The sequence below is a fragment of the Propioniciclava sp. LT432 genome (assembly GCF_059515965.1).
Genome location: NZ_JCAKNE010000031.1, coordinates 40987 through 53396 on the forward strand (window position 1 = coordinate 40987; position 12410 = coordinate 53396).

The window sequence follows — 12410 nt, forward strand, 5'->3', positions numbered from 1 at the left end:
TGAGGCCATGCTGGTTCACATTGCCACCGACCATGCGGCGTTCGACCTCAAGCAGTTCCTGGTCAAGGAGTTGAGGGCGCTCGGGCACGAGGTGGTCGACCATGGAGCTCACGCGTACGACGCCCAGGACGACTACCCCGTGTTCATCCTGCCCGCCGCCGAGGCCGTCGCGGCCGACCCGGAGTCGTTCGGGATCGTGCTGGGCGGCTCCGGCAACGGCGAGCAGATCGTCGCCAACAAGGTGAGGGGCATCCGGGCGGCGTTGGCCTACAACCTCGTCATGGCCCGCCTGGCCCGCGAGCACAACAACGCCAATGTCCTGTCGATGGGTGGGCGGATGCAGAGCCTGCCCGAGGCCCTGGAGATGGCCAAGGTGTTCCTCGACACCCCCTTCTCCGGCGATCCGCGCCACGTCCGTCGCCTCGCGATCATCGACGCCTACGACGAGGGCCGCGGCGCCTGACCCCCACCCCCCGGGAGGGTCACTCCCGGGCGGGCTACACTCGCCGCCATGCCCGAGGGACACGTCACGCACCGGCTCGCCCGCGCCCTGGCCGGCGAGTTCGGCGGCCGTGCCGTGTCGGTGTCCTCACCGCAGGGACGCTTCGCGGAGGCCGCCGCCCTGCTGGACGGTCGGGTCCTCGTGGGGGCCGACTCGGTCGGCAAACACCTGCTGGTCGACTTCGAGCCGGGCACGGTCTGGATCCACCTGGGTCTGATCGGGAGGTTCCTGTTCACGACCGCGTTCCCCGCGCCCAACCCCACCACGCTGCGCCTGCGCATCACCGACGGGAGGACGGCCGCCGACCTCCGCGGGCCGCAGTGGTGCCGGCTGATCACGCCCGCCGAGCGTGCGGCCGTGATCGCCGATTCGGGTCCGGACCCCATCCGCGACGACGCCGACCCCGAGCGCGCGTGGGAGGTCGTGTCCCGCTCGCGCAAGCCCATCGCCGCCCTGCTCATGGACCAGCGGGCCTTCGCCGGGGTGGGCAACATCTTCCGTGCGGAGGTCCTCTACCGGCATCGCATCGACCCGATGCTTCCCGGCCAAGACCTCGCGCGGCCCGTCTTCGGTGCCATCTGGGCCGACCTCGTGACCCTGATGCGCGCCGCCGTGGAGGTCGGGCGGATCGACACCGTCGCCGACGACCACACCCCCGAGGCCACCGGGCGCGACCCGCGCGTGGATCGCCACGGTGGAGAGGTGTACGTCTATCGGCGCGCCGACCTGCCCTGCCACGTGTGCGGGACGCCCGTGTCGACCGCTGACCTCGCCGGACGCAACCTGTACTGGTGCGCTGTCTGCCAGTCGCCCGGTTCCCGTGGCCTCGTCGAGGTGCCGGGCTCGTGAGCTGGGGATTCACGTGCTCGGTGACCGGAGGCGGACGGGGCCTGCTCGTCCGCCGGGGTGAGACATCAGTGGCCGAGTTCGTCTTCGGCCTGCCGGGGGAGCCGGTGCCGGGCTGGGAGCCGGACGATTCCGAGGCGCGCCTGACCCGGGACGACCACGCCACCGTCCGCCTGCGCCACGTCGCCGACCCCGGAGGCTGGACGACCGTGGTCTCGCTCGACAACATCGACGCCACCGAGCGCGCCCTGCCCCCGCTCGGGATGGTCGTCACCGTGCACGACGCCTGGACGGGCTGGTCGTGGGCCAGCGACACCGAGGGCTTCATCATCCTCGCCCCCCGGGACGCCCCCGGCCCGGCGTTGGTCGTCCGCGTGCGTCAGGGATTCCTGAGGTCGGCGTCCGGCATGCGCGCGTTCACGCCGCTGGACCGCCGCGGGGACGCGCTGGGTGACGGCGTCGCGCTGTTCCACCTGGCGAACCCGACCGGCTCCGTCCGCGCCTACGGACGGCACCAGACCACGCTGGAATTCGAGGAGGTGCCGGACGCCGCGGCGGTCCGCGGCCTCCTGCCGGCCTGGCTGCCCGAACTCGTCGTCGCTCCCGGGGACGACCTGCGCCTGGACGAGCCCGACCTGGCGGTGGTGTCCGGCCCCGGCGTCCGCCTGGCCACCGAGGACACCACCAGCGTGCTGCTCGGCGAGCCGGGGCACCGCGAGGTGGCCGTGCACGGCGTCCGCGGTGTGCAGCGGCTGGCCGTGACGTTCGTCCCGCCCCTGGAGCCCTTCCTCGCCGAGCTCTCGGCCGCCCTGAAGTCCACGCGACCCTCGTCCGTGCCGTCCGCCACCGGGGCGGTCGTCGCGGCCGCTCTGTCCAGGCGCGCGGTGGCGGACCCGGAGGCCGTGCTGGACTGGCTCGAGAGGGAGGACTGGCTGGCCCGAGGTGACGTCTTCGCCCCGGCCATCGCGGCCGTCATCGCCGTCGAGACCCACGACGAGGCCCTGTTGGCGGCGGCGTGCGAGGCGGTGCTGACCGGGGTGGCGGACGTGGGCCAGGGCATGGTCGCGACCCGCTGCTGGCTGGCCACGCTGCGGATGGGCATGCCGCCACTCGACCTCACCCGCGTCTTCGCCCGCGCCGCGACACCGGAGGCCGCCTTCGAGGCCGCGCTGCTGGGCGACACGGACGCCGCTGTTTTCGGGCCGCGCGTCCATGGGATCGCCCACCGGTTCGGGGACGGCGTCCTGCCCGGCCTGCCGCTCGGGCTGTCCGAGGCGGACGCCGGCCTCCTGGTGGCCCTGCTCCGGCTTGTGCCGGAAGGATGGGCGGCCAAGCGGGTGGCCGCGGCGGCCGCTGAGCGGGGGGCGGCCCTGCTGCTGGCCGACCACGCCGATGGGTTGCAGCCCGGGTACGAGGGCCTGGCGTGGCTGCTGCTGGGGGAGATCGGGGCCTGACCCCCCGATCGGCATCCTGGGCGTGGGTGTCTATCCGGTCCCGTGATGGTTTGCCACAATGGCGACCATGGCCTTGGACGAACTGCGCCGCGCCATGCGCCGTCACGGGGGCTTCCACTGGTGGATGATCCCCTGGTGGGGCTATGCCCTCGCGGTGGGGACCCTGGCAACCGTCGGCCTGGTCGTCTGGGCCCTGGCCAACGCGATCCTGAACCCGGTCACAGCGCCCGATCCCTGGGGGCAGCCCAACCCGGCGCCCTTGACGGCCGGGCGCACGGCGTCCGCCACGCCCGAGGTGACGGCCACGCCCGAGGTGAGCGCCTCGCCGGAGGCCACCGTGACGCCGGAAGCGACGCCCTCGGCGTCCGTCGCACCGGCGCCGACGCCCGGCGTCCGCCCCAGCCCGACGGTGCGCCCGAGCCCCCCTGCACCCCGTGCGCCGGCCACGCGCACGACCGAACCGGCCCAAGGCGTCCCTCAACCGGCTCCGCCCGCGTCGACCACCCAGGCCCCCGCTCCGCCCTCGCAGGCCCCGGCGCCGACCACCCCGGCTCCGACCACGCAGGCCCCGGCACCGACCACGCAGGCGCCGGCCCCCACGACGCCTCCCCCCGCGGAGCCGGTCCCGTCGCCGACGATTCCCGCAGGCTTGCCGGGGTGGGAAAGGTGATGGGCCCACAGCGATGAAATGCCGTGCGGCCTCGATGCCACATGGTGTCGTCCGCACGTCCCCCTCCGACGCCTTCCGTGCCGGCGCAGCGGGCAGGGAGCACACGCGGGGCGGTTGGTGTCGTCCGGACCACTGGGCGAACAGCCCCTCCCGAGCCATGCGGGACGGTGAGGATGGGGGGAACTTCGACCTCGGGAGTCGGCGTGGAGAACAAGTGGGCGACCATCGACGGGAATGAGGCCGCGGCGCGGGTCGCGCATGCGCTGAGCGAGGTGATCGCAATCTACCCGATCACACCGAGCTCGGCGATGGGGGAGTCCGCGGACTCCTGGAGCGCCCAGAGTCGCACGAACCTCTGGGGCGCTGTTCCGCAGGTCGTCGAGATGCAGTCCGAGGGCGGCGCCGCCGGTGCGCTCCACGGCGCCATCACCAAGGGCACTCTCGGCACCACCTTCACGGCGTCTCAGGGGCTGCTGCTGATGTTGCCCAACATGTACAAGATCGCGGGTGAACTGACCCCGGCCGTGATCCACGTCGCCGCCCGCACGGTCGCCACCCACGCCCTCAGCATCTTCGGTGACCACTCGGACGTGATGAGCGCGCGCATGACCGGTTGGGCGATGCTCTCGGCGTCGAGCGTGCAGGAGGCCCAGGACTTCGCGCTGGTCTCGCACGCGGCGACCCTCCGCAGCCGGGTGCCGTTCCTCCACTTCTTCGACGGGTTCCGCACGTCTCACGAGGTCAACACCATCCAACTGCTCACGCGGGAGGACATGCGGGCGCTGGTGCGTGAGGAGGACGTGCTCGCCCACCGCAGCCGGGGCCTGACGCCCGACGCCCCGTCCGTCCGCGGGACCGCCGAGAACCCCGACACGTTCTTCCAGGCGGCCGAGGCGGCGAACCGGTTCCACGACGCCGTGCCGGCAGCGGTGGCCGAGGTCTTCGCCGAACTCGCGGCACGGACGGGACGCCGCTACTCGCTGGTCGACTACCACGGCGCGTCGGACGCCGACCGGGTCGTCGTCGTGATGGGGTCGGCGTCCGGCACTCTGGCCGAGACCGTCGACGAACTGAACCGTCGCGGTGAGAAGGTCGGCGTGCTCACCGTCCGCCTGTTCCGCCCGTTCCCGGTCGCGGAGTTCCTCGCCGCCCTCCCGAAGACGGTCCACGGCATCGCCGTGTTGGATCGCTCGAAGGAACCCGGGGCGCCCGCGGAGCCGCTGCACGCGGACGTCATGGTGGCGTTGGGGCAGCGCGGTGGGGAGCGGTTCCACCGCATGCCGACCGTGATCGGGGGACGCTATGGCCTGTCGAGCAAGGAGTTCACGCCGGCCATGGCGAAGGCGGTCTTCGACGAACTGCTCAAGCCCGAGCCGAAGCCCCGCTTCACCGTCGGCATCGTCGACGACGTCACCCACCTGTCGCTGGAGGTCGACGACTCCTTCCGCGTGCCGCAGAAGGCGCTCGCGGCGGTGTTCTTCGGCCTGGGCTCGGACGGCACCGTGGGCGCAGCCAAGAACTCGGTGAAGATCATCGGCGAACAGCCGGACGCCGAGGCCCAGGGCTACTTCGTCTACGACTCCCGCAAGTCCGGGGCGTCCACCGTCTCGCACCTGCGCTTCGGGACCGACCCCATCCGGTCGAGTTACCTCGTGCAGGAAGCCGACTTCGTCGGAGTCCACCAGTTCGACCTGCTCAAGACGATGAAGACGATCGACATCGCAAAGCCCGGCGCGACGGTGCTGCTCAACTCTCCGTACGGCCTCGACACCTGGGACCACCTGCCGGCCGAGGTGCAGGCCGTGATCCTCGAGCGGCGACTGCGGCTCTTCGTCATCGACGCGGAGTCCGTGGCCAAGCGGGCGGGTCTGGGCAAGCGCATCAACACCGTCATGCAGCCCTGCTTCTTCGCCCTCTCCGGTGTCGTGCCGGCCGATGAGGCGATCCCGAGGATCAAGGCGTCCGTCGAGAAGACCTACGGCAAGCGCGGGCGCACCGTCGTCGAGCGCAACTTCGCCGCCATCGACGCGGCCATCGACGCCCTGCGGGAGGTGGAGATCCCCGACGCCGCCTCCAGCAAGGTGCACCGGCTCGCCCCCGTTCCGGACGCCGCGCCGGACTTCGTCCAGCGGGTCACGCAGAAGATGCTGCACGGCGAGGGGGACCTCCTGCCGGTCAGCGCGCTCCCCGTCGGCGGCGTCTGGCCGACCGGAACGTCGACGTGGGAGAAGCGGGCTCTCGCCACGGAGATCCCGGTGTGGGACGCCTCCCTGTGCACCGACTGCGGCAAGTGCGCCGTGGTCTGCCCGCACGCCGCCATCCGCATCAAGCTCGCGCCCGAGGGCATCTTGGCGGACGCCCCGGCCACCCTCGCGTCGAAGCCGTACAAGGACCGCACGCTCAAGGACCACCGGCTGATCGTGCAGGTGGCCCCGGACGACTGCACCGGGTGCGGCATCTGCGTCGACATCTGCCCAGCCAGGTCCAGGACCGAACCGGACCACAAGTCGATCAACATGGAGCCGGCGGCCGTCCACCGCGACCGGGAGCGGGTCAACTACGAGTACTTCCTGGGCCTGCCCGAGATCGCGCGCACCGACGTCCGGCACGACCAGGTGAAGGGGGTCGCCCAACTGCAACCCCTGTTCGAGTTCTCGCTGGCCTGCTCGGGCTGCGGCGAGACGCCGTACATCAAGACGCTCACGCAGTTGTTCGGCGACCGGATGATCATCGCCAACGCGACCGGCTGTTCGTCCATCTATGGTGCGAACATGCCGACCGTTCCGTACGCCAGGAACGCCGATGGCCGCGGTCCCGCTTGGGCGAACTCCCTGTTCGAGGACAATGCCGAGTTCGGTCTGGGCATGCGGATCGCCTGGGAGCAGCAGAACTCCGAGGCGCGCCGGCTCTTGAGGAGTCTGCGCGAACCCATCGGTGGGGACCTCGCCGGTGCCCTGCTCGGGGCCGACCAGTCCGACGAGGCCGGCGTGGCAGGGCAGCGTGGTCGGGTGGAGCAGGTGAAGCAGCGGCTCTCGGAGCTCGCGGCCGACGCCACCGCGGGCGACGCCGATGCGGGCGACGCGGATGCGGTGCGCAGGTTGGCCTCGCTCGCCGACGAGCTCGTGGAGAAGTCCGTGTGGATCATCGGTGGCGACGGCTGGGCCTACGACATCGGGTACGGCGGCCTCGACCACGTCCTGGCGTCGGGCCGCAACGTCAACGTCCTGGTGCTCGACACCGGAGTGTACTCCAACACCGGCGGACAGGCCTCCAAGTCGACGCCGCGAGGGGCCACGGCCAAGTTCGCGTCGCGGGCAAGGGGACGGCCAAGAAGGACCTGGGCATGATCGCCCAGTCCTACGGTGATGTGTACGTCGCGCGGCTCGCGATCGGTGCCAACCAGCAGCAGGCCGTCCGGGCGATGCTCGAGGCCCAGGCGTGGCCCGGCCCGTCCCTCCTCATCGCGTACTCGACGTGCATCGAGCACGGCATCGAGATGGCCACGTCCATGTCGCACCAAGCGGACGCCGTCGCTTCCGGCTACTGGCCCCTCTACCGGTTCCGCCCCGACGACGGGACCGGCGCCCCGCTCAAGCTCGACAGCAAGCCGCCCACGCTTCCGGTCAAGGAGTTCATGACCGGCGAGGGACGCTTCTCGATGCTGGCCCGCTCCAACCCCGAGCGGGCGGAGGAACTGGCGGTACTCGCCCAGGCTGACGTGGACGAGCGCTGGCGCTACTACACCCAGGTGGCGGGGATCGAGCGATCGGTGCCCGGGGACAGGCCACTCGAAGAAGGTGGGGCTTCCTCGCGGGGCTGAGCGTTGGCAGCACGCCGGCCGCTGCGGCGTGTCGGCCAGGCGGAGGCTGCTTCCACCATGGCAGAGCGGCTGATCGGGCGCATAATGCGGGGATGATCTCCCATTCGGCGGCCGGCCGGCTCCGGCAGGCGGGTCTCGTCTGGCGCCCGAGCGCGGGCGACCGGTTCGTTGTCCTCGCCGACGCGTTGGAGGGTGAGGTGTTCACGGTGGCCGACATGGTCATCGAGGCGCGTGACTACCCCACGGGCACGCTGCTGGCGTTCGACGGGACGACGGAGTGGGCGCTCGACTCGGTGAGCGTCGAGCAGGCGCTGTGGCTGCCCTCGGAGGCGCAGCTCCGGGATCGGCTCGGGAACGCGTTCCAGAGCCTGACCCGGACGGCGTCCGGATTCGAGGTGCGGGTGCGCCTCGCGGGCCGTCCCGATGTTCTCTTCTCCGCGCCCACGGCGTCCGACGCGTACGCCGCAGCGCTGCTGGCCCACTTCGAGGCCGGCGGAGGGCGTCCGGCGATCGCCCAGATGCCGCTGACGGGGCGGCCCTTCACCGCGTCGGGGGAGGCCTACGACCGCTTCATGGGCCGGTACTCCCGGCCGCTGTCCGTGGCCTTCGCCGAGTTCGCCGGGGTGGCGCCGGGCCAACGGGCGCTGGACGTGGGGTGCGGGCCGGGAGCGTTGACCGGGGAACTTGTCCGGCTCCTCGGCGTTCGTGCGGTCTCGGCGTGCGACCCGTCCGAGCCGTTCGTGGCCGCTTGCCGGCGTCGACACCCAGGAGTGGACATCCGCGTCGGCTCCGCGGAGTCGTTGCCGTTCGACGACGCCCCGTTCGACGTCGCGCTGGCCCAACTGGTACTTCACTTCGTGGCGGACCCGGCCCGGGCGGCCACCGAGGCGCACCGCGTGGTGCGACCCGGCGGCACCATCGCGGCGACGGTGTGGGACTTCGCCCACGGCATGGAGATGCTGCGGGCGTTCTGGGACGCCGCGGTCAGCGTGGACGCCGACGCCCGGGATGAACTGCGGGTGATGCGGTTCGGACGCGACGGCGAGATCGCCCAGTGGCTGGACGAGTCCGGCTTCGAGGAGGTCACCGAGTCGACGCTGACGGTGGCGTCGACCTACGCGGACTTCGACGAGCTGTGGTCGGGATTCTTGGAGGGGGTCGGGCCGGCGGGCAGCTACTGCGTGGGCCTGGACGCCCCGCACCGGGCCGTCCTGCGCCGCGCCCTCTTCGAGCGGCTCGGTGAACCGACGGGTCCCTTGACACTGCGGGCGGTAGCGCGCGCGGGCCGTGCCGCGCGTCCCTGACAAACCCTCAGTGGCCGAACGCGGCAAGATCCGCGCGTTGGGCAGCAGGGGTGGTGGGGGCTGCCCCTTCCGGATGGGCGCTCGGGGGGTCATGGTGGTCCCATGGGTACGTTCCTGTTGATCCCCGGAGCGGGTGGCAGCGCGTGGTACTGGCACCGATTGGTGCCTGAACTGGAGCAAGCCCGGCATGAGGTGATCACGGTCGACCTGCCCGCCGGTGATGATGGCGCCGGCCTGCAGGAGTACGCGGACGCTGTCGTGGCGGTCACCCCGAGTGGCCTGGGCGGACCTCTTGTCGTGGTGGCGTCATCCATGGGCGGACTCACCGCGCCCTTGGTGTGCGGCCGCCTACCGGTCGACCGGCTGGTGCTCGTCAACGCGATGATTCCCACGCCAGGGGAGTCCGGAGGCGACTGGTGGGTCAACACCGGCCAGGACGCCGCCCGTCGTGAGTTGGACCTGATCCAGGGCCGTTCCCCCGACGCACCGTTCGACCCGCTGGTCCACTTCTTCCACGACGTTCCCGACGACATCACCCGGGGGGCGATGGCCCGCGAGGCGCAGCAGTCGGCAACACCGTTCAAGGAACCCTGGCCACTGGACGCCTGGCCAGACGTGGCCACGATCGTCCTCAGCAGCCGCGACGACCGGTTCTTCCCGGTCGAGTTCCAGACACGAGTGGCGCAGAAACGGCTGGGCATCACGCCCGGGATCCTGCCCGGTGGCCACTTGGTGGCACTCAGCCGCCCCCGAGAACTGGCGGACGCCCTCGCGTAGCCTGCGCTATCGCGGAAAATGCCCGCAGCGGATTCGGAGCAGCGTCAAGGCAATGGGCGTCCACACGGGTTGGACACCCTCACGCCAAGGCGAGCTGGAGCGCTCAGGCTTCCGGGTGGAAGCCGATCAGCCAGGTGAGGCCGTAGCGATCCACGACGGTGCCATCCCAGTCGCCCCATGGACGCTCCTGAAGATCGTCGACGACGCGGCCGCCCTCAGAGAGGGCCACGAACCAACCGCGCAGGATGTCGGGAGCAGCAGTCCCCAGCAGGGCCAGCTGCAGGCCCTCAACACGGGGATTCGCGGTGGAGTCGCCATCGGCGGCGCAGAGCGTGACAGGACCGGTGAGTTCGCCGTGGGCGATGGCGTCAGCTCGGCCTTCACGGGCGCCCATCTGCTCTTGGGTGAACAGTTGCGCCTCCCCACCGAAGATGCCGGCGTAGAAGGTCAGCGCTTCTCGGGCGGTGCCAGGAAAGTACAGGTACGGAAGGGGAGCTGCCATGGACCCAAAGTAGCGGGGAGGGCGAAGACTGCTTTGTCCGATCATGCTGTCCGCAGCTGGGCCATGCAGGTGGGTGATGTTTCTGCTCGGTCGCGGTGCCGGCGGCGTTAGAATCTGATGTGGGCTACAGGGCTGTGGTTGTCACGGCGCGTGGGGGTCCGGAGGTGTTGCGGACCGTCGTGAAGGAGCTTCGTCTCCCAGCAGCGAAGCAGGTGCGTGTGAAGGCTCTGGCGGCCTCGGTCAGCGCCCCGGACGTCCAGGCCCGTTACGGTCCTTCTCCGTTCCGCGTTCGGACGCCGTTCGTGCCGGGTTACTCGATCGTCGGGGACGTCGACGCCGTGGGTACAGGAGTGACGGGCGCGTCAGTGGGGGAACGGGTCGCGGCCCTGACCATCTATGGCGGTACGCCGAGTACGTGTACGTGCCCGCCAAGGCCTTGACTCCGGTGCCGGCCGACCTGGACCCCGCCCAAGTGGTGCCCCTCATCCTCAACTACCTGGTCGCCTATCAGGTGCTGCACCGCCCGTGTGCGGGAGGGGTGACCGGGTGCTGATCATCGGTGCCAGTGGCGGGATCGGGACCGCGTTGCTCCAGTTGGGGCGGCTCGCGGCCTTCGCCTCTATGGAGTGGCCTCCCGAGGCAAGCACCAGATCTTGCAGGAGTACGGGGCCACTCCGATCGACTACCTCACCGAGGACTACGTGCGGGTGATCAGACAGGCCGAACCAGCCGGTCTGGACGCGGTGCTGGACGGGATGGCCGGGAAGGACCACTGGCGCGGCTACTCCCTGCTCCGGCGGGGCGGGACGCTGGTGGGTTTCGGGAATCCGGGCAGCTTGGCCGCGATGTTGAGACTGCTCGGGCTGGTGGGCGGGCTTTCCCTGTGGCCCGATGGCAGGAAGGCGACGCTGTACAGCACCGGCCTGTCCTTCCTCGACCGGAAGCCGTTCCTGGCGGACTGGGCGACGCTCTTCAGGCTGCTGCGTGAGGGTGCCATTCGTCCGGTGGTTGCGGCCACCTTCCCGCTCCTTGGGGCCGCTGACGCGAACACCTTGTACGAGACCGGACAGGTAATCGGCAACATCGTCCTGACTACGGAGCCCCAGCTGGGCGAGCGTTGAACCCGTAGCCAGGACGATGTGGCGACATGGTCGGGGCGACAGGACTCGAATCAGCGACCCCCTCGTCTCGATCTCTCGTTGACTAGGGGTAACGATGGAGTTCCTGACCTGTTGTTGCGTTTTGGGGGCTTATTGGGGGCTACAGAATCGCGTGTCCATCCTGTCGCCCCAACTCGCCCCCTTCCTGCTGACCAGACTACCCCTCAGCAGCCCGGCACAGTGCCCCCCCATCAGGTCTGCCGATTCACGTGATGGCGTGAGCATCCTTGGGCCCCATCGGGTCTGGGGGGGTACGCCAAGGGCAGCAGGCCCCGAGTCCAAGCCCGGAGATTCAGTCCAGGACTGCGGAGGTCCGGCCTCACCCCCGGCTGTGGACGTATGCCGATGGGGATGGTCTTGAGATCGCAGTCATGCCCATGGTCGTGACATAACGCAACTGCTTGATGCGGGAACTCGGCAGAGTCATGTCAACTTGACAGGCGGGTGGACCACGAGCGCGTCGGTATACCTCGGAGGCTCTGGGTTCTGACGAGAGCGCATCCCGGGCCGGTAGGGGGCCAAGGTGACGCGAGCTACCCGTAAGCTAAACTTCATGATGAATCCACGGGCCGCTACCCGGTCTGTTATAGCGACCCTCTTGGGCATCGCAACGTTACTCGGTGCCGGCGTGGTCTTCTTTCCAAACATGCGCAGTTGGTTTTCTGAAAATGCGTGGTGGGGGTGGGGTGTGTCCTTGGTGTTACTCCTAGCCATGGCGGCCCAATTGGCTACCCTCGATCGGATGCGGCATCAGCTGGGTAGCGCACGAGAAAGGCTCTCCCGTCTAGAAGCGACGCGTGCGGAAGGAAGTGAGCGCGATCGAGCGCAGTTCACTTCAGTTCTGGATGACCTACCGTGGGAGCGCGGCCCCCTGGCCTGGCTGCAGAACAGTCCCCTCAAGCAGTGGACCGATGAGCAATCGGACCCGTTGTACGCCTTGGAGGGTAAGTGGACGGAGTGGTTCTTCGATTCAACTGACGTTGATGAAGCATTTCGATCCCTGAGGGAAGCTCTCGGGGCCTTGACATCATGGATGGCCGGGAACGCGTTTTCGCTTACCCCAGCTGAGTTGCGCGAGGTCGGCTGGCAACGCGGCGACGCCTTGCTGTACCAAATCCCCGATGGCGATGATCTAGCTGGAGGTTGGCCCGCTCACGTCACTCTACGCCAAGAAGGTGCCACGCTTGCCTCGGACTTCCTCGAACAGCGAAGAGAGTTTGAGCGATCTGGGCGTATTGCCGGCCTGTAGCCGAAAGTGCCAATTCAAGTGTCAAGTTGAAGCCGGCGCCCGACGCAAGCCTCACAAGGCTCAAGGGGACGCCGGCCATGCTGGGTGGTGACCTCATCGTCCCGTGGCGCGTTCCCGGCCTACGAC

Annotated in this window: 12 protein-coding genes; 11 read left to right on the forward strand and 1 reads right to left on the reverse strand. The window is 69.9% G+C overall.

The features are described 5' to 3' along the window. Nucleotides 1–7 precede the first annotated feature (7 nt). The 8 genes from AC5YDV_RS16380 to AC5YDV_RS16415 all read left to right on the forward strand — a co-directional run bounded on the left by AC5YDV_RS16380 (nucleotide 8) and on the right by AC5YDV_RS16415 (nucleotide 9373). Nucleotides 8–463: a ribose-5-phosphate isomerase gene (locus AC5YDV_RS16380; RefSeq protein ID WP_496184598.1), complete on the forward strand. Its 456-nt coding sequence runs from the start codon at nucleotides 8–10 to the stop codon at nucleotides 461–463. Nucleotides 464–511: 48 nt separating this feature from the next. After that, a complete protein-coding gene (locus tag AC5YDV_RS16385) occupies nucleotides 512–1351 on the forward strand; it encodes an Fpg/Nei family DNA glycosylase (RefSeq protein WP_496184599.1) in 840 nt (279 codons plus the stop codon). Continuing rightward, entirely contained in the window at nucleotides 1348–2802 is a 1455-nt protein-coding gene (locus AC5YDV_RS16390; RefSeq protein WP_496184600.1) for a hypothetical protein, read from the forward strand. The genes AC5YDV_RS16385 and AC5YDV_RS16390 overlap by 4 nt, the downstream gene beginning before the upstream one ends. A 67-nt stretch (nucleotides 2803–2869) precedes the next feature. Continuing rightward, entirely contained in the window at nucleotides 2870–3472 is a 603-nt protein-coding gene (locus AC5YDV_RS16395) for a hypothetical protein (protein WP_496184601.1), read from the forward strand. Nucleotides 3473–3675: 203 nt separating this feature from the next. Then, nucleotides 3676–6819: a pyruvate:ferredoxin (flavodoxin) oxidoreductase gene (nifJ, locus tag AC5YDV_RS16400; protein WP_496184602.1), complete on the forward strand. Its 3144-nt coding sequence runs from the start codon at nucleotides 3676–3678 to the stop codon at nucleotides 6817–6819. Beyond that, nucleotides 6816–7292: a thiamine pyrophosphate-dependent enzyme gene (locus tag AC5YDV_RS16405; RefSeq protein ID WP_496184603.1), complete on the forward strand. Its 477-nt coding sequence runs from the start codon at nucleotides 6816–6818 to the stop codon at nucleotides 7290–7292. Before nifJ ends, AC5YDV_RS16405 begins: the two co-directional genes overlap by 4 nt. A gap of 92 nt (nucleotides 7293–7384) precedes the next feature. Then, a complete protein-coding gene (locus AC5YDV_RS16410) occupies nucleotides 7385–8596 on the forward strand; it encodes a class I SAM-dependent methyltransferase (RefSeq protein WP_496184604.1) in 1212 nt (403 codons plus the stop codon). Nucleotides 8597–8698: 102 nt separating this feature from the next. Next, nucleotides 8699–9373 (forward strand): alpha/beta fold hydrolase, encoded by a 675-nt coding sequence (locus AC5YDV_RS16415; RefSeq protein ID WP_496184605.1) that lies wholly within the window; start codon nucleotides 8699–8701, stop codon nucleotides 9371–9373. A 103-nt stretch (nucleotides 9374–9476) separates the two neighbouring features. On the opposite strand, the gene AC5YDV_RS16420 is transcribed toward AC5YDV_RS16415, so the two are convergent. After that, complete coding sequence (locus AC5YDV_RS16420; protein ID WP_496184606.1) at nucleotides 9477–9875, reverse strand: VOC family protein; 399 nt, start codon at nucleotides 9873–9875, stop codon at nucleotides 9477–9479. A 212-nt stretch (nucleotides 9876–10087) separates the two neighbouring features. Here AC5YDV_RS16420 and AC5YDV_RS16425 point away from each other — a divergent pair, with 212 nt between their 5' ends. The 3 genes from AC5YDV_RS16425 (at nucleotide 10088) to AC5YDV_RS16435 (ending at nucleotide 10996) form a co-directional block, all read left to right on the forward strand. Further along, nucleotides 10088–10315, forward strand: a complete 228-nt coding sequence (locus tag AC5YDV_RS16425) for an alcohol dehydrogenase catalytic domain-containing protein (RefSeq protein WP_496184610.1) — start codon at nucleotides 10088–10090, stop codon at nucleotides 10313–10315. Continuing rightward, nucleotides 10297–10428, forward strand: coding sequence for a hypothetical protein (locus tag AC5YDV_RS16430; RefSeq protein WP_496192531.1), 132 nt, complete (start codon nucleotides 10297–10299; stop codon nucleotides 10426–10428). Before AC5YDV_RS16425 ends, AC5YDV_RS16430 begins: the two co-directional genes overlap by 19 nt. Before the next feature lie 100 nt (nucleotides 10429–10528). Further along, nucleotides 10529–10996 carry a zinc-binding dehydrogenase gene (locus AC5YDV_RS16435; protein ID WP_496192530.1) on the forward strand — a complete coding sequence of 156 codons (468 nt, stop codon included), beginning with the start codon at nucleotides 10529–10531 and terminating at the stop codon, nucleotides 10994–10996. Nucleotides 10997–12410 lie beyond the last annotated feature (1414 nt).